The 17,780-nt window shown below is 57.4% G+C and carries 15 protein-coding genes and 2 pseudogenes; 12 read left to right on the top strand and 5 right to left on the bottom strand.

Going from position 1 to position 17,780, the window contains the following annotated elements:
• Positions 1-240: 240 nt before the first annotated feature.
• Positions 241-414, top strand: coding sequence for a DUF6075 family protein (locus PKO02S_RS33910; RefSeq protein ID WP_373865220.1), 174 nt, complete (start codon positions 241-243; stop codon positions 412-414).
• 204 nt (positions 415-618) lie between these two features.
• Positions 619-801 (top strand): annotated as a pseudogene (locus tag PKO02S_RS33905) (RHS repeat-associated core domain-containing protein); the annotation flags it as partial.
• 504 nt (positions 802-1,305) lie between these two features.
• On the opposite strand, the gene PKO02S_RS19265 reads toward PKO02S_RS33905, so the two are convergent.
• Positions 1,306-1,599, bottom strand: a complete 294-nt coding sequence (locus PKO02S_RS19265) for a DUF3817 domain-containing protein (RefSeq protein ID WP_127585468.1) — start codon at positions 1,597-1,599, stop codon at positions 1,306-1,308.
• Between the two features lie 275 nt (positions 1,600-1,874).
• Between PKO02S_RS19265 and PKO02S_RS19260 the strand changes: the two genes are divergently transcribed.
• Positions 1,875-3,410, top strand: coding sequence for an MDR family MFS transporter (locus PKO02S_RS19260; RefSeq protein ID WP_127585467.1), 1,536 nt, complete (start codon positions 1,875-1,877; stop codon positions 3,408-3,410).
• A gap of 120 nt (positions 3,411-3,530) precedes the next feature.
• Here the strand turns inward: PKO02S_RS19260 and PKO02S_RS19255 are convergent, their stop codons facing one another.
• Positions 3,531-4,277 carry an SDR family oxidoreductase gene (locus PKO02S_RS19255; protein WP_127585466.1) on the bottom strand — a complete coding sequence of 249 codons (747 nt, stop codon included), beginning with the start codon at positions 4,275-4,277 and terminating at the stop codon, positions 3,531-3,533.
• A gap of 240 nt (positions 4,278-4,517) precedes the next feature.
• Here PKO02S_RS19255 and sigJ point away from each other — a divergent pair, with 240 nt between their 5' ends.
• The 6 genes from sigJ to PKO02S_RS19225 all read left to right on the top strand — a co-directional run bounded on the left by sigJ (position 4,518) and on the right by PKO02S_RS19225 (position 11,180).
• Positions 4,518-5,390: an RNA polymerase sigma factor SigJ gene (gene sigJ, locus PKO02S_RS19250; protein WP_127585465.1), complete on the top strand. Its 873-nt coding sequence runs from the start codon at positions 4,518-4,520 to the stop codon at positions 5,388-5,390.
• Between the two features lie 184 nt (positions 5,391-5,574).
• Positions 5,575-6,585: a hydroxyacid dehydrogenase gene (locus PKO02S_RS19245; protein ID WP_127585464.1), complete on the top strand. Its 1,011-nt coding sequence runs from the start codon at positions 5,575-5,577 to the stop codon at positions 6,583-6,585.
• 68 nt (positions 6,586-6,653) lie between these two features.
• Complete coding sequence (locus PKO02S_RS19240) at positions 6,654-7,304, top strand: pyridoxamine 5'-phosphate oxidase family protein (protein ID WP_127585463.1); 651 nt, start codon at positions 6,654-6,656, stop codon at positions 7,302-7,304.
• A gap of 375 nt (positions 7,305-7,679) precedes the next feature.
• Positions 7,680-8,234 carry an SLOG family protein gene (locus PKO02S_RS19235; protein WP_127585462.1) on the top strand — a complete coding sequence of 185 codons (555 nt, stop codon included), beginning with the start codon at positions 7,680-7,682 and terminating at the stop codon, positions 8,232-8,234.
• A gap of 146 nt (positions 8,235-8,380) precedes the next feature.
• Positions 8,381-9,775, top strand: coding sequence for a class II fumarate hydratase (gene fumC, locus PKO02S_RS19230; RefSeq protein WP_127585474.1), 1,395 nt, complete (start codon positions 8,381-8,383; stop codon positions 9,773-9,775).
• Positions 9,776-9,848: 73 nt separating this feature from the next.
• A complete protein-coding gene (locus tag PKO02S_RS19225; RefSeq protein WP_246067131.1) occupies positions 9,849-11,180 on the top strand; it encodes a GntR family transcriptional regulator in 1,332 nt (443 codons plus the stop codon).
• 186 nt (positions 11,181-11,366) lie between these two features.
• Here the strand turns inward: PKO02S_RS19225 and PKO02S_RS19220 are convergent.
• The 3 genes and pseudogenes from PKO02S_RS19220 to hprK form a co-directional block, all read right to left on the bottom strand.
• Positions 11,367-11,557 (bottom strand): annotated as a pseudogene (locus PKO02S_RS19220) (histidine phosphatase family protein); the annotation flags it as partial.
• A 464-nt stretch (positions 11,558-12,021) separates the two neighbouring features.
• Positions 12,022-12,297, bottom strand: a complete 276-nt coding sequence (locus tag PKO02S_RS19210; RefSeq protein WP_127585460.1) for a hypothetical protein — start codon at positions 12,295-12,297, stop codon at positions 12,022-12,024.
• 204 nt (positions 12,298-12,501) lie between these two features.
• Entirely contained in the window at positions 12,502-13,419 is a 918-nt protein-coding gene (gene hprK / locus PKO02S_RS19205; RefSeq protein WP_127585472.1) for an HPr(Ser) kinase/phosphatase, read from the bottom strand.
• A gap of 216 nt (positions 13,420-13,635) precedes the next feature.
• On the opposite strand from hprK, the gene araD reads away from it, so the two are divergent.
• The 3 genes from araD to PKO02S_RS19190 all read left to right on the top strand — a co-directional run bounded on the left by araD (position 13,636) and on the right by PKO02S_RS19190 (position 17,760).
• Complete coding sequence (gene araD / locus PKO02S_RS19200; RefSeq protein ID WP_127585459.1) at positions 13,636-14,346, top strand: L-ribulose-5-phosphate 4-epimerase; 711 nt, start codon at positions 13,636-13,638, stop codon at positions 14,344-14,346.
• Positions 14,347-14,458: 112 nt separating this feature from the next.
• Positions 14,459-16,189: a ribulokinase gene (locus PKO02S_RS19195; protein WP_127585471.1), complete on the top strand. Its 1,731-nt coding sequence runs from the start codon at positions 14,459-14,461 to the stop codon at positions 16,187-16,189.
• Complete coding sequence (locus tag PKO02S_RS19190) at positions 16,183-17,760, top strand: L-arabinose isomerase (RefSeq protein WP_127585458.1); 1,578 nt, start codon at positions 16,183-16,185, stop codon at positions 17,758-17,760. Before PKO02S_RS19195 ends, PKO02S_RS19190 begins: the two co-directional genes overlap by 7 nt.
• Positions 17,761-17,780: the final 20 nt, after the last annotated feature.

Below are 17,780 nucleotides of genomic sequence, written 5' to 3'. Positions count from 1 at the left end.
TTTTCCTCCAATTCGTTAGGTTACCCCTATCATAATTGCGAATCGGAGCGGTTCATACATCCTTTAGTATGTTTTTGATGCTCTTCGTTATGAGCTTTCGTTAATTGTTAACAGAGAAGCTGTTTGGGTATCAGAGAAATGCAAGTCTACAAGCCTTAACGTCGCTGTACGGACAGCTACCATCGCGCCTATTTTTACACATTGGGTCTGTTGAAGGATATCCGCACCCATATTTAGGAGTTGTTTTACTTTTTCGATGGCGGCATCAAACTGAAAGGAATGTCTGCTTCCTGGCAAACCGGAGGCTCCCTCCGCATCTGTCGCTTGGCGTTCAATTTCTGGAACGGCTTGTTTTGCGAACGTGGGAGGACGAAGCGTTCAGGAGCCGATGAAGCCCGAAGGGAATCCGCGTGATTCCCTTTTCTCATAGACACGGGACACCCTACCCCAATCTTCCAAAATCCGGTATGCTGAGATCAGTCGAATTGTCGCTGCGGTGAACTGCGGAATCTGTTCAATGAATGGTTCGTTCGCGATACGAGCCGGAAGGTCAAGAGCGGCTACCGCCAGCGGGCGTTATACGGCGATTACACGGGAGCCTTGCCCCCTGCCTCAGTTACGTATGACATTTGGGGAAATCCGCTTACGGTGTCGGAATATGTGCCGCAGCCATTCCGCTACTCTGGCGAGTATTGGGATAGTGCAACTTCATTGCAGTATTTACGTGCTCGGTGATATGATCCAAGTATTGGTCGGTTTATGGGTGAGGATACGTATGAGGCGCAGATTACGAATCCGCTAGGGCCAGACGAATTAGGAATACGTTTTTATTGTGTGGTACTCATGGGATCGCCTCCAGAGAACTATAGCTTTACATTATCCGGAGGCGGCAGTTTTTCTTCAAAAAATCTGATTTCAGAGTAGTTTCACATGCGAAATGTGGGGTTATTCTAGGTGTGAAGAATGATTTCATTAATTAATTCAGCCCCGTTAACCATATATTTATTGCAGTCAGTAGGTTTAGGGTTGCTTGTATTATTCTACTTCATTAACAAGTATTCCAAGTATCCAACTGGTATATTAATTGGTGCAATATTACTCTCTTTTACATTGATATCATCAGGCGTTATTAGACTCATGCGTGAAATGAATTATGGTCCACATTATGTGGATTTATTTGAAAGCATTTCTTTGATGGGATTGATTGGGATTTTTTTCTTGATGTACGGGGCTATACAGGCAACAAAAAAAGACCAGAGGCTAGACTTCCCCCGCCCCCAAACAAAAAAAGCAGGACCCAAGGTCCTACTCTTCCCGCAGCAAGCGGCGGTCCAGCAAGAAGTTGCCCAGCGGCACGAAGGCGGCGCCGACGGCGAACAGCACTTTGCCGATCGACCACCGATGCACGAACGTCACGTGAGCCACAGCCAGCATGTAGAGCACGAACAGCAGCCCGTGCAACGAACCGACCACCCGCACGGCTTCCGGGAGATCGGCGGCGTACTTGAGCGGCATGGCGATGCCGAGCAGAACCATATAAGATAGCCCCTCCAAGAGGGTAATAATGCGCAAACGGCCCAGGGATGTAGCGAATTGCATGGCTGGCAGCCTCCTCATTTCCGCGGTACCCCTAGTATACTAGACGACTCCGCCCCTGCCTAATGAACATATTGTTACACGCCCTGACCATGCTCGCCGGCCTCACCCTCACCATTCTTTAAGAAAAAATAAATAACCCTTTCCACCCTGCCACACTGTTGTCAAGATTGCCTTGGTATATTAGATTTAGTGAAGCGGACCGTTCCCACCATTAAAAGAGCGTGTTCAAGTCAACACTATACTTAGGAATCAAGAAAGAGTGGAGGAACAGTAGCATGGCAGTGGCAGTCAAAAAGAATCACATGGGCTACGTGATTGCGGGACTTTTGCTCAGCATTCTAATGGCTTCGATGGACAATACGATCGTCGCTACGGCGATGGGGACCATTGTTGGCGAGCTCGGCGGACTGGACAAATTCGTCTGGGTAACCTCCGCGTATATGGTGGCCGAAATGGCCGGCATGCCGATCTTCGGCAAACTGTCCGACATGTACGGGCGCAAACGGTTTTTTATCTTCGGCATCATCGTCTTCATGATCGGCTCGATTCTCTGCGGAACGGCGGACTCGATCGTCGAGCTGAGCATGTATCGCGCGATCCAAGGAATCGGCGGCGGCGCGCTTGTGCCGATCACATTCACGATCATGTTCGACGCGGTTCCTCTGGAAAATCGGGGCAAGCTGACCGGGCTGTTCGGCGCCGTGTTCGGCATGTCGAGTATTTTCGGACCGCTGCTCGGGGCGTACATTACCGACTATGTAGGCTGGGAGTGGGTATTCTACATCAACCTGCCGATCGGGGTCATTGCCTTCTTCTTGGTGGCGAAATTTTACAAAGAATCACTCTCTCACAATAAGCAGAAAATCGACTATTTGGGGGCCATCACGCTCGTCGGTGCCGTCGTGTGCCTTATGTTCGCGCTGGAGCTGGGCGGCAAAGAATTCGCTTGGGATTCCGCAGAAATTCTAGGGTTGTTCGGTGGATTTGTGCTGTTGACCCTGATCTTCCTATTCGCGGAAACGCGCGCGCAGGAGCCGATCATCAACTTCTCCATGTTCAAAGGAAGGCTCTACTGGACGAGCAACGCGATCGCTATGTTCAGCGGCGCCGCCTTTATTACGGCTTCGGTCTATATCCCGATCTTCATCCAAGGCGTGCTCGGCGGTACCGCAACGAACTCCGGTCTCGTCCTGCTGCCGATGATGCTGGGTTCCGTAGTCACGGCTACGATGGGCGGCTTTCTGATGACGAAAATCCAGTATCGGTTCATCATGATCCCGACTCTGATCCTGCTTGCGGTCGGCATGCTGCTGCTGGCCACGCTGTCGCCGGAGTCGAGCCGTCTGATCGTCACGCTGTATATGGTCCTGGCCGGTCTCGGCATCGGCGCCTCGTTCTCCGTCCTGAGCAGCGCGGCGATCCACACGTTCCCGATCAGCATGCGCGGCGCGGCGACGTCCACGCTCAACTTCCTGCGGTCGCTCGGCATGACGCTCGGGATCACCGTGTTCGGCATTATCCAGAGCCATGCGTTCCTGCGCCAGCTGAAGGAGCAGTTCGCCGGCTCCGGGCAGCAGTTGCCTCCGGGCGTTGATCTTTCCGACCCGCGGGCCATTCTGGCGCCTGAACTGCGGGCTAACATCCCGGCGGATGCGCTCGACAAGATCACGACGACATTGTCGTCCTCGATCACGTATACATTCGCTTGGGCGATCGTCCCGGCTGTCATTGCCGTCATCGCGGCGCTCGTCATGAGCAAGGAGAAGCTCGATCCGGAGACGGAAGGGCAAGGCTTCTCGGGCGGACACTAAGCTCGTAGAGGGTAAGCCGCCGAATAAAAGTAACCGCACCGGCTCCAGCTAAGAAGGGGCCAGGCGCGGTTGCTTTTTTGCCTCTAGGACGAGGCTAAAATAAGGCTCTGCCAAATCGGATTATCGCTTCAACCAATCCTCATACCGCGTCGCCATCACAACCGCCTCACCCGTAGGCACGAGGGACTCGTCGTTCACCTCGATGCCGCCGAAGTAACCCGCGCTCTCATCGGTCACCACTTGCCGGGCATCGTCCCTCTGCGTGCTCAAGTATTGGCGGACGAGCGCGTCGAGACGGATTTTCTCGGGACCCGCCACGTCGACGATGCCGTTCACCGGGCGCGAAAGCGCGATGTCGACCAGGGCGAGCGCGACGTCATCCCCAGCGATCGGCTGCGTGTACGCGGACGGGAGCCGAACGATCGGCCCTTCCGTAGCGACATAGGCGATGCTGCCGACAAACTCGAAAAACTGCGTCGCCCGCACGATCGTATATGGGATCGGAGAGCCTGCGATTTGCGTCTCTTGGTTCATTTTTGCGCGGAAGTAGCCGCCCTGCAACAGCCGATCCGTGCCGACGACCGACAGAGCGACGTGATGCTTCACACCTGCAGCCGCCTCGGCGGCAAGCAGGTTCCGCGTCGTCGCATCGAAAAATTCCAATACCGCCTGATCCTCGAACGACGGGGAGTTCATGACGTCCACTACGATGTCTGCACCCTGGAGCGCTTCGGGCAATCCTTCGCCAGTCACTACATTGATGCCAAGCGACTTGGAGGCTGCCACCACGTCATGGCCGAGCTCGCGAAGATTTTTCACCAACTTAGTACCGATCAGTCCGCTGCCGCCTACAACTACGATTTTCATCTGAATCCATTCCTCCTATGGGATAACCCGACGGCCGAAGCTTGATCGAGCCCTATTGGTTTGTTGGTACGTCTATATAACGAGGTAGGCTGGTCCGCTGTGACAAATGCTCCGAAAAAACGGACAAACTAAACATCAACCTCCGGTGTCACAAACACCGCCCCTCGCTCGTTTTATTACAGACTCCAACTTTACGTATTTTCGGGGAACGACTAGACAAGGACGGAAGTGGATCCATCGATGCAAGAGCTATTCACGCAATACAACAGGCTGCTGTTCAAGCTCGCTTACCAGCTGACGGGATCGGTGACGGATGCGGAGGATGTCGTGCAGGACGTGTTCCTGAAAGTGTACGATGTGCCTGCGGACAAGCTGACCGAGCCGAAAGCCTATCTGTGCAAAATGGTCGCGAACCGATGCCGGGATCTACAGAAGACGGCGCGAAAGAAGCGGGAGCAGTACTACGGGGAGTGGCTGCCGGAGCCGTTCAGCAGCTCGGATAACGATACGATGGATGCCGTCGTGCGCGACGATCTGCTGTCCTACGGCATGCTCGTGCTCCTGGAGCGGCTGACGCCTTCGGAACGGATCGTGTTCGTGCTCCGGGAAGCGCTTGGCTTCGAATATGGCGAGATCGCCAGACTGACCGAGAAAAGCGAGGTGAACTGCCGCAAGGTGTTCAGCCGCGCCACCGCCAAAATGGGCCTCGATGCCGATGACGAGCCATTCATCCCCTCGCAGACGGCGAACCGGGAATGGGTGCAAGGGTTTATCGGCGCCCTGAAGCAGGGCAACATGGATCAGATCCTGGCCCTGCTCGATCAAGACGTCGTCTCGATTGCAGACGGGGGAGGCAAAGCGACTGCGGTCCTCAAGCCCCTCGTATCGAAGAAAAAGGTGGCTCATTTCCTACTAGGTGCATTGCGTAAAGGCGCCTTGGTGGATGGAGAAGCCAGATTCGATCTCGAAATGATCAACGGACAGCCGAGCTTTGCCGTTCGTTCCGCGGAGGGCTTGATTCATACCGTGGGTTTGCTTCAGGTGGAGGACAATCGCATTCGCCATTTGTTTATTATCCGCAACCCGGATAAATTGAAGCATGTAGGAGCCTGAACCCAATCCCGGCGCAAGACGATGGATCATCGGAGCTTGCTTTCCCGCGGCATGTACAAATCTTGTCCAACTCGGCTCATCAAATGTGGTATAATCGTGTTCGAATGCTGGACCGGTCAACTGTTATAACGTCAGAAACCGAGTTCAATCGACCGGAACGAGGAGCGCAGGAGGGTGAGGCACGTTGAAGAAAAAAGCGGTATTTTTGAGTATGGCGAATAATCGGAACATAGGCAATGTATACAACGAACGGACTCAGAGCCGGCTGCGCGAGAAGCTCGACTTATCCCCGGAGATGATCAACCCGGAGAATATGGAGCAGCACAAGGAAATGCTGGCGGAAGTCGAGGTGGCGTTTGCTACTTGGGGAATTCCTAAGCTGACCGAGGAGCAGATCGAGCAATACTTTCCGAAGCTGACAATATTGCTGTATGGGGCGGGCTCGGTCCAACATTTTGCGAGGCCTTTCCTGGCCAAAGGGGTAACGATCGTCAGCGCTTGGGCGGCCAATGCCGTACCGGTGGCGGAATTTACAGTAGCCACAATCATTCTCGCGAATAAAGGGTTCGTGCAAACGGCGAATCGATATAAGCAGGTCAGCCATAAAGCATCGAGAGAGCATACCGAAATGTACAAAGGCAACTATGGCGCGACAGTCGGCATTCTTGGCGCAGGCATGATCGGCCGCCGCGTCATCGAGATGCTGCAGAGCTACCGCCTGATCCTCAAAGTGTACGACCCCTTCCTGCCGGATGCCAAAGCCGTCGAGATGGGCGTGCATAAAACCGATCTCATCGATATTTTCTCCAATTGCGATACGATCTCGAACCACCTGGCCAACCTGCCGGAGACGCAGGGCATTCTGAACAAGGATCATTTTGATAAAATGCTGCCGCACGCAACGTTCATCAACACGGGACGCGGCGCGCAAGTGGTGGAAGCGGATTTGATTCAGGCGCTCAAGGATGTGCCGACCCGCACGGCGCTGCTCGATGTGACGTACCCGGAGCCGGTCGAGGTGGACAGTGAGCTGCTGAAGCTGGACAACGTCGTCCTGACGCCGCACATCGCCGGTAGCTTCGGGCAGGAAGTGGCGCGGATGGGCGTCTATATGGAAGAAGAGTACGAGCGCTTCACGAAAGGCGAGCCGCTGCGGTACCAAGTGACGCTCGAGATGCTGGCTACGATGGCTTGATTTTGCAAAAGCTTCCCCCGATGACCGTGGCGGTTCGTCGGGGGTTTTGATTTGGGAGGAGTGGGAGCATGAGAGAGACGTTCACGCATCGGATCGAGTCGCTGGAACAGTTGGAGACGGAGCTGCGGCCGATCGCAGGTTACCCTGGCAAGCTGGCGGATAGCAAGATGAAGGACCGACTGGACGAGCATGCGATAGGCTGGATCGCCAAGTCCCCGTTCGTGATGATGGCCACCTCGGATGATCAGGGCCGCTGCGATGTGTCGCCGCGAGGGGATGCGCCGGGGTTCGTTCATGTGGTCGACGAGCGGCATTTGTTCCTGCCGGAGCGTCCGGGCAACCGCCGATGGGACTCGATCCGCAACCTGCTGACGAATCCGGGGATTGGGTTGATTTTTCTCATCCCGGGCGTGGAGGAGACGTTCCGCGTGAATGGCCGAGGCGTCGTCACGCGCGATCCGGCGCTGCTCGAAGCGACGGCGGTCCAAGGCAAGCTGCCGCTGATGGGCATCGGGGTGGAGATCGATGAATGTTACCTGCATTGCGCGAAAGCTTTCAAGCGGTCGGGGCTGTGGCGGCCGGACACTTGGCTGGAAGCGGGCGACAGGCCGAGCGTGTCGGAGCTGCTGGTGGCGCATTGTCGGACGGCGATGCCGGAGGTTACGCTAGGTGAAGTGGAGGCTAGCTTGCAGGAGAGCTATACGAAGCGGCTGTATTAAGGTGGCGGAGGCAGACGGCTAGAGGCTGGCGCCATCGGCAGCGAAACCGCGCGGCGCCTCGCTGCCGGCTGGCGTAGTCCGATGACCGTTAAAGATAGTGAGCCGAGTAAGGCTCAATTGAGTTCGAATTTTCATATGAAACGTGCATCCTTTGCGCCATCTTGGCCCACTTTGTTCGATATTTCATATAAGATCGGCTTCATCCCGGCAATCCATGCTCACTCTGTACGATATTTCATACAAAGTTTGCACATTGTCGGTTATCTCGGCTAAATGTGGTCGGTTTTTCATACAAAGTCCGCATCTAGCCGAAGATCTCGGCAAAGTTTGTTCGCTTTTTCGTATAAATTCATCGGTAGAGGAGGAGGTGGCGGCGTGAATCGCGTGCTGGTGACGGGGTATCGGGCGAATGAGCTTGGCATTTTTTCGATGAAACATCCGGGTATCCCGATTATTCGCAAGGCTATTCGGCGGCAGCTTCTCGTTCTGCTCGAGGAAGGGCTGGAATGGGTCGTCGTGAGCGGCCAGTGGGGCGTCGAGCTGTGGGCGGCGGAAGTCGCGCTGGAGCTGAAGACGGAGTACCCGCAGCTGCAGCTTGCGGTGATCACCCCTTTTCTGGAGCAGGATGAGAAATGGAGCGAGGAGAAACGCGGCGTGTACGGCAGTGTGCTGCAGCGAGCCGACTTTGTGTCCAGCGTAACGAAGACGAAGTACGACGGGACGTGGCAGTTCGCGGAGAAGGACAAGTTCTTGCTGCGGAATACGGACGGGCTGCTGTTGGTGTATGACGAGGAGAATGAAGGCTCGCCTCGGTTCATTCGCCGTCAGGCGATGCAGCTGGCCGAGAAAGGCAGCTATCGGATCGTGACCATCAACGCCTATGATTTGCAAAATGTCGCGGAAGAGGAGCGCGCCGAGTCGTTTGAGTAACGGGTGAGCTTCAGGTGGAGTTGCTGAAGTTGCTGGAATTGCTGGAGTTGTTGGACTGAGCTGGGGCCGGCTCGCTTGTGATTGATTTCCAATTGGAACGGGTATTCTATGGGCATCTGATTTGAAAAAATGGGAGGCTGTTTATGATGGATTACCGGGTGGAGAAAGATACGATGGGCGAGGTGCGCGTGCCGTCGGACAAGCTGTGGGGCGCGCAGACGGAGCGCAGCCGCAATAACTTCCGCATCGGCGGGGTCGGGGACCGGATGCCGATCGAGGTGGTGCATGCGCTGGCGCTGCTGAAGCGGGCGGCGGCAGAGGCGAACCGCGAGCTGGGCAAGCTCGATGCCGAGAAGGCGGCGGCTATAATGGAAGCAGCGGGCGAAGTGGCGGAGGGGAAATGGGACGAGCATTTCCCGCTGGTCATCTGGCAGACGGGGAGCGGGACGCAGACGAACATGAACGTCAACGAGGTCGTCGCCCGGCTTGCGAATGAGCGGCTGGAGGCGGCGGGGAGCTCGGTGCGAATTCATCCGAACGACGACGTGAATCGCTCGCAGAGCTCGAACGACACGTTCCCGACGGCGATGCATGTCGCGGGCGTGCTCGAGGTCGAGCGGCGGCTGCTGCCGGCGTTGGCCGCGCTGCAGGAGACGCTGCGGCTCAAGATGGAGGCGTTCGCCGACATCGTCAAGATCGGGCGGACGCATCTGCAGGACGCCACGCCGCTGACACTCGGGCAGGAGGTCAGCGGCTGGCACGCGATGCTCGAGAGGAGCGCGTCGATGCTGCGGCTCGGCTTGCCGCATATGCTCGAGCTGGCGATCGGCGGCACCGCCGTCGGCACAGGGCTGAACGCCCACCCGCGCTTCGGGGAGGCGACAGCGGCGGTGCTGGCCCGCGAGACGGGCCGGCCGTTCGTATCGGCGGCGAACAAGTTCCACGCGCTGACGAGCCACGACGCTGTCGTGTTCGCGCATGGCGCGATGAAGGCGCTGGCCGCCGACCTGATGAAGCTCGCCAACGACGTGCGTTGGTTGGCGAGCGGCCCCCGCTGCGGGATCGGCGAGCTGACGATCCCGGAGAACGAGCCGGGCAGCTCGATCATGCCCGGCAAGGTAAATCCGACCCAGAGCGAAGCGCTGACGATGGTCGTCTGCCAGGTGATGGGCAACGACGCCGCCATCGGCTTCGCCGCGAGCCAGGGCAACTTCGAGCTGAACGTGTTCAAGCCGGTCATCATCAGCAACTTCCTGCATTCGGCGCGGCTGCTGGCCGATGCGATGGACTCGTTCCGCGAGCATTGCGCGGACGGGATGGAGCCGAACCGCGAGGCAATTCGTCGTTATCTCGACGAATCGCTGATGCTGGTTACGGCGCTGAACCCGCATATCGGCTACGAGAACGCCGCCGCCATCGCCAAACGCGCGCATCGCGAAGGGCTGACGCTGCGCGATGCGGCTTTGCAGAGCGGCCTGTTGACCGGGGAGAAGTTCGATGAGGTTGTTCGGCCGGAGCAGATGATCCATCCCCGCGATTAAATAAGTTGTACATACAACTTGCCGCGATGCTATAATGGTTCCTAATAGAGCGAGGTCGAGGAGCCGAGACAGCATGGCAGATTCACGAGCATTGCCGAAATATTTGCAGCTGAAGCGAGAAATATTGGGCTGGCTGGAAGCCGGACGGTACGTGGAAGGCGACCGGATGCCGACCGAGCATGAGCTCGCCGAGCGGTACGGGATGAGTCGGCAGACGGTGCGGCAGACGTTCGGGGAGCTCGAGCAGGAGGGGCGCATTCACCGCGTACAGGGCAAGGGCACGTTTGTGTCCGGGCCGAAGGCGTCGTTGCGGTTGCGTGTCGACGCCGGTGGGCTGAAGGAGCGGCAGGCGTGGGACGACGAGCCGGATGCGCATCAGCCGCAGGCCGGCAGGCCGGAGGAGCAGCAATCGCAGTATGGCGTGCTGAGCGAGCTTCAGTTGCGAGATGGCGGGCCGCGCGAGCTATCCTCTGCATACCGGGAGGCATTGTCCCGGGCGGCGTCGGCGGACTCGCCCCTGTCTGCGGCGTCGCACCGGCCTGCCCCGGTCGATGTACAGACGATCGGCATCGTGACCACTTACATCTCCGACTACATCTTCCCGCATATTGTGCGGGGGGCGGAGGCTGCCCTGCGCAGCCGCGGGTACCGGATGGTGCTGACGAGCACGGACAACGACAAGACCAAGGAGCGGGAGAGCCTCGAGATGCTCATGCGCGAGCCGCTGAGCGGCTTGATCTTGGAGCCGACGCGCAGCGCCGAGGGGAATCCGAACTCGTCGTTGTACCTGGCACTTGACTACAAGCGCATCCCGTACGTGATGATCAACGAGCGATATGCGGAGATGAGCTGTCCGGTGATCAAGGTGAATGACGAGGCTGGCACATACAAGGCGACAGAGCACTTGATTGCGCTGGGGCATCGGCGGATCGCCGGTTTCTTCAAGACGGACGACCTGCAAGGGATGAACCGGTTGAAAGGATTCACGGGCGCGCATCGCGATCATGGCGTGCCGCTTCTGCCGGAGGGCGTCGTCCAGTATACGACGGCGACCAAGGACAGCTGGCCGGAGCAGGCGGCAGCGGCGATGCTGGGCGACGCGGCGGCAGGGCCGACAGCAATCGTCTGCTACAACGACGAGCTGGCGGTGCGCCTGCTGCAGACGATCCGCTCGGCCGGGCTGCGCGTGCCGGAGGACTTGTCGATCGTCGGCTTCGACGACGCCTCGCTCGCCACCGCGACCGAGGTTAAGCTGACAACGCTGACGCATCCGAAGACCGACATGGGCGCGCGTGCGGCGGAATGGATCGTCGCCCTGATCGAGGGTCGGCCGCTCGAGAGCCGCGAGTACGTATACGAGCCGGAGCTGATCTTGCGCGGGTCGACCAGCGAGCCGCGTGGGTGAAGACACGAGCGGGCAAAGAGCGAGTAGGGGGAAGGCATCTTAGATGGCAGTAGCGGACTTCGATCTGTTTTGCTAGCGTCAGCGTCTCCATGGATTATCAAACGTTGGGTTGGCCCAATGATAGTCGTTCGCGTGGTCGGCTGCCGTCAAGTCATGATTTAACTGTCGTACCCTTCCCTAGCTTAATCAACAACCCTCATTCCAAAGTCTTATTACTTCTTTAGTTCAAAATTTTCAAAACTTAATTTATAAATATCTGGTTTCTTTAGTTGATTTAAAAAATCCAAACCATAACTTGAATCAAAATAATTCATCATCAAAGTCATTACAAGTCCATGTGTTCCAATAGCTATTTTTTTCCCGGAGTGTTCTTTCAGTTCCTTCATCGTATGGTGATTCAGCATGCCTAACCATTTAGACAATGGTGTTCAAAATAATCCTCCTTGAATACTGTGATTTCACATAATGTTACGTTGACCAAGTTCCAGAAAACAACTTACAAAACGTTAATGAAAAAACAGACCGTGATACGGTCTGCTTCATACTTTACTTGTTGGCTACTTCATGCCTGGAGCTTTGATACCTTTGACAATAATGGAATCATCTTTGAAATTATAGAGATAGTAGACCTTATAACTTTGTACAAGAATTCGGCGCGTTTTGGCCCATGGTCCCTCTTTGTACTCTTTATATCCTTCGAAAGGTGTAATTGCGACAAGACGATCTTGTATCGCCTTAATCAGTCGGACTTGAAACTCTATCGTTTCCTGATCAGTAAAATGAACGCTTTGTATATTTGCAATCCGTTTTAAAACGGTTTCGGTTAGAGTGACTTTTCGCATTATTTTGAATGGTAATCCTTGATAAAGCGAATAGCCTCTTCTGTCGTATATACTCTGCCAGCAATTATATCCTCTTCGGAGTCTAGTAACATTTGTTTAAGTTCCGGATCGGCTTCAATTTCTGCAGCTATGTCTTCCGGGATGAACGAGTGATCTCGATTCACCGTCATTCTAACTTCCGTTCCGTACACATCGACAATAACATCATTTTCACCATGAAGCAGTTTCCAAAGCGTATCTTTGGCTTGATTATCCAAGGTTATTCTTTTCGGCATCTTGATCAACTCCTTATGTTTACAGTATACACCACACACTTAATTCAGGATACCGCGGAGTTGGTTCAATTACACTATCCTGCCCGATAACGTAAAAACGGCTACTACACAGTAGCCGTTCCAGTAACCTCGATTACATTAGGTGCAATTATAGGCGCTGACTTTAGAGGAGAACGCCCCCTCCGAATTCAATCAGCTTCCGGGTTACTTCGGATGCTCCTGCTCCAACCGCCGCATGAACTCATCGACCGCGCTGTAGCCTTGCATTTTCAAGTACCAGTTGTTCGCCGCCGCTTCCACCAAACCCGCCACATCGCGACCGGGCTGCAGTTGAATCTCGATATGCGGGATCCGCACGTCCATGTACTCCGTGAACTTCGGCTCCAGCTCCAAGTCGTTGTTGAGCGCGTTCTCCTGCCATTTCGACAGCTCGATGTCGAGCACGATCCGCGTCTCGTCCTGGAACGCCTTCCGGCCATACAGCCGGGAGACGTTCACGAGCCCGATGCTGCGCAGGGCAAGAAATTCCTTGTTCATGCCATTGTGCGTGCCGAGAATCGATTCCGAGCTGAGCTTTTTCAACACGACAATGTCATCCGCCACCAGCCGGTGCCCGCGCCGAATGAGCGTGTGGGCCGTCTCGCTTTTGCCGACCCCGGACTTGCCCCGCAGCAAAATGCCGATCCCGCTTACGTTCACGCACACCCCATGCACCGCGATTTCAGGCGCCAGCGCTTTGGACAAGTAGTTGTCGACAAGATCAAGGAACTTGAAAGTCGGCAGAGAGGTGCGCAACAGCGGAATGCCCTCCTGCTCGCAATGCTTCAACAGGTACGTCAGCCCCTCCAAGTCGCGCGTCACCACGAAACAAGGCGGATGATACTTCACGATGTTGCCGATCCGATCGTTGCGCTCGTCCTCGGTCAACGTATGCAGGTAGTTGATCTCCTTGCGGCCCAGCACCTGCACATGCGCATGCGAGAAAAAGTCGAAATACCCGGTAAACTCCAGCCCCGGCCGATGTGCCTTGGGCTTCTCGATCTTTCTATGCAAGTCGTCGCTTCCGGCCAGCACTTCCAGCTTGAACCGCTCGACCAAATCTTGAACGTTAATGCCTTTAATCATCAAGAACTCCTCCAATAAAACGGGTTATCCATATATACGTTATATACGCGCAAATCCCTGCTCTGTATTCAAAATAGTTTGTCCGAGAAGGGACATTTTTTCTGGGAAAAGGAAGGGGGAGGGTGGAGGAAAGAGGAGAGGAAAAAGTGCTAGCCAAATTTGTACGTACAACTATATAATGGGGGTATATTGCGGCAAGGTGGGGTGTATAGGTTGTTAGTACAACTGAAGCAGCAGGTGCTGCAGGCGAATTTGGATTTGCCCAAACACGGACTCGTTACATTCACGTGGGGAAATGTGAGCGGCATCGACCGCAAGTCGGGGTTGGTCGTCATCAAGCCTAGCGGCGTGCCCTATGAAGAGCTGGAGCTGAACGATCTTGTCGTCGTGAACTTGGAAGGCGAGGTTGTAGAGGGGCGGCTGAAGCCGTCCTCGGATACGCCGACGCACATCGCGCTATACCGGGCGTTCCCGCAAATCGGCGGCATCGTGCATACGCATTCGCCGTGGGCGACGAGCTGGGCGCAAGCCGGCCGGCCGATTCCGGCGCTGGGGACGACGCATGCGGATTATTTTTACGGCGAGATTCCATGCACCAGGGCGATGACCGAAGCGGAGATTCGCGGCGCCTATGAGCTGGAGACCGGCCATGTGATTATCGAGACGTTCCAGAAGCGGGGGATCGATCCGGGCTACATGCCGGGCGTGCTCGTGAACAGCCATGCGCCGTTCGCCTGGGGCAAGGATGCGCATCAAGCGCTGCATAACGCCGTCGTGCTCGAAGAGGTGGCCAAGATGGCGCTGCAGACGTACCAGCTGAACCCGGCGGTGCAGCCGATGGATCAGGCGCTGCTTGACCGCCATTTTCTGAGGAAGCATGGGGCCGCCGCTTACTACGGGCAGACTCAGGAGAAGAGCTTGTGATTGGCATGGGTAGAGCACGGGCGATAGAACAACCGAGGGGATGAGGAACGAAATGGGGAACGAGAATGGGAGCGAGTTGGGGAACGAGCTGGGGAGCGGAGTGAGGAGTGAGATGAGGAACAAGGCGGGGAACGAGCTAGGGAAAAAGTATGCCATCGGCGTCGACTATGGAACCGAGTCGGGGCGGGCGGTGCTGGTCGATCTGGCCGACGGGACGGAGATCGCCGATCATGTGACGCCGTATCCGCACGGCGTCATCGATGAAGCGCTGCCGGGCTCGGGGCTGAGGCTCGAGCCCGACTGGGCGTTGCAGCACCCGAGCGATTACATCGAGGTGCTGCGCCGTTCGGTGCCTGCCGTTCTGCAGGCATCCGGCGTGTCGGCCGACGACGTGATCGGCGTCGGCATTGACTTCACGGCATGCACGATGCTGCCGGTGGATGAGGGCGGTCAGCCGCTGTGCCTGGACCCGGCTTGGGCCGACAATCCGCACAGCTGGGTGAAGCTATGGAAGCATCACGCCGGGCAAGACGAGGCGAACCGGATCAACGCGGTAGCCGCGGAGCGCGGGGAGACGTTTCTGTCGCGGTACGGGGGCAAGATTTCGTCCGAGTGGATGATGGCCAAGGCTTGGCAAATCCTGAACGAGGCGCCTGAAGTGTACGAGAAAGCCTCGCTTATGATGGAAGCGACCGACTGGGTTATTTACCAGCTGACGGGCCGATTCGTGCGCAACAGCTGCACCGCCGGCTACAAGGCGATGTGGCACAAGCAGGATGGTTATCCGAGCCGCGAGTTTTTCGCTGCGCTTGATCCTCGGCTGGCTGACCTGACCGAGACCAAGCTGGGCGGCGACATCGCGCCGCAAGGGGCGAAGGCCGGCGAGCTGACGGAAGAGATGGCCTCGCTGACGGGGTTGAAGGCGGGGACCGCCGTGGCGGTCGGCAATGTGGATGCGCATGCCGCGGTGCCGGGCGTCGGGGTCGTTACCCCGGGCAAGCTCGTCATGGCGATGGGCACCTCGATCTGCCACATGCTGCTCGGCACCGAAGAGAAGCAGGTGGAGGGCATGTGCGGCGTCGTCGAGGACGGCATTATCCCGGGCTTCTTCGGGTATGAGGCGGGGCAGTCGGCGGTCGGCGATATTTTTGCCTGGTTCGTGGACGAGGCGGTGCCGGGGTATGTGCGGGAAGCTGCCGAGCAGGAAGGCTTGAACGTGCATGAGTGGCTAGAGCGGCAGGCGGCGCGGTATGAACCGGGGCAAACCGGGCTGATCGCGCTCGACTGGTGGAATGGCAACCGCTCCGTGCTTGTCGACACCGATCTGACCGGATTGATCGTCGGCTGCACTTTACAGACTAAGCCGGAGGAAATGTACCGCGCGCTGTTGGAGTCGACGGCGTTCGGCACGCGCAAGATTATTGACGCTTTCCACTCGAACGGCGTGGAAGTGAATGAAGTATATGCTTGCGGCGGCTTGCCGCAGCGCAACCGGCTGCTGATGCAGATCTACGCCGATGTGACGAACCGGGAAATCAAGATCGCCGACTCGAAGCAGACCCCTGCCCTGGGGGCCGCGATGTTCGGAGCGGTCGCGGCCGGTTCGGAGCGCGGAGGCTACGAAAGTGTAGTTGAAGCTGCGGCACGTATGGCCCGGGTAAAGGAAGAGACTTATCGACCGATACCTGCGAACGTCGCCGTGTACGAGAAGCTTTACCAGGAGTACAGCTTGCTTCACGACTACTTCGGCCGGGGCGGCAACGACGTGATGAAGCGGTTGAAGGCGATCAAGGAAAATGCAGTTCATGGCAGCGGGAGCGGGGAGGCGGTATCGACATGTTAACGATTGGAGCTTATGAGTTTTGGTTGGCTACGGGGAGCCAACATTTGTACGGCCCGGAGACGCTGCTCGAGGTCGAGCGGGATTCGCGGGATATCGTCGAAGGGCTGAATCGGAGCGGCATGCTGCCGTTCCCGGTCGTGTTCAAGCCGGTGCTGACGACGCCGGATGCGATCCACAGCTTGTGCGTCGAGGCGAATGCCGCGGCAACATGTGCGGGCGTCATCACTTGGATGCATACATTCTCGCCGTCCAACATGTGGATCGCCGGCCTCGCCGAGCTGCGCAAGCCTCTGTTGCATCTGCACACGCAGTACAACCGCGACATTCCATGGTCCGGCATCGACATGGACTTCATGAACTTGAACCAAGCCGCGCATGGCGACCGCGAGCATGGCTTTATCGGCGCCCGTATGGGCGTGGCGCGCAAGGTGATCGCCGGCCACTGGGCCGACGGACGCGTGCAGGAGCGCATCGCCGGCTGGATGCGCGTCGCGGCGGCCGGCACCGAGAGCCGGCGGCTCAAGGTCGCGCGCTTCGGCGACAACATGCGCCAGGTCGCCGTCACCGAGGGCGATAAGGTGGAGGCGCAAATCCGCTTCGGCTGGTCGGTGAACGGCTACGGCATCGGCGACTTGGCTGCGCGCATGCGCGACGTGAGCGACGCCGAGGTGCGAAGCTTGTTCGACGAGTATGCGGAGCTGTACGACTTGCCGGCCGGGGTGTCGGGGGCAGGCGGCAGCGCGGGCTTCGGTTTGGCAGATGTGTCGGGCGGTTCTGTTGGCGGCGTTGGTGGCAATGGAGGTTTCAGCTCCGGTAGCGCTGTGCGGGATTCCATTCTGGAGCAGGCTCGCATCGAGATCGCGCTTAAGGCGTTCCTCGAGGAAGGCGGCTTCAGCGCCTTCACTACGACGTTCGAGGACTTGCACGGCTTGAAGCAGCTGCCGGGATTGGCCGTCCAACGGCTTATGGCGCAAGGCTATGGGTTCGGCGGCGAAGGCGACTGGAAAACGGCGGCGCTCGTACGGGTGCTGAAGCTGATGGCCGGCAACGAGGGCACCTCCTTCATGGAAGACTACACATATCACATGGATCCGGCCAACGAGTTGGTGCTCGGCGCGCATATGCTGGAGATTTGCCCGACGATCGCTGCGGGTCGCGCACGCATCGAGGTGCATCCGCTGTCCATCGGCGGCAAGGAAGACCCGGCGCGGCTTATCTTCGATGGCTTGGCGGGACGCGCGGTGAACGCCTCGCTCATCCAGCTGAACGGCCGCTACCGCCTCGTCGTGAACGAGGTAGAGGCGGTGGAGCCGCCGCATGCGATGCCGAAGCTGCCTGTCGCGCGTGTGCTCTGGAAGCCGCTGCCGTCGCTGAGCGAATCGGCCGAGGCTTGGATCTACGCCGGCGGTGCGCACCACACCGCCTTCTCCTACAAGGTGACCGCAGAGCAGCTGGCGGACTGGGCGGAGCTGACCGGCATCGAGTGCGTGGTGATCGACGGCTCGACGAATGTGAGCCGATTCCGCAACGAGTTGCGCGTGAACGAGCTGTTTTGGCGGCTGAAGCCATAGCAAGTTTTGGAAAAGTGAAC

This window comes from Paenibacillus koleovorans NBRC 103111, assembly GCF_004000845.1.
Lineage (GTDB): Bacteria > Bacillota > Bacilli > Paenibacillales > NBRC-103111 > Paenibacillus_AA > Paenibacillus_AA koleovorans.
The sequence above is the reverse complement of the archived record's forward strand: the minus strand, read 5'-3'. Positions and strand labels throughout refer to the sequence as shown.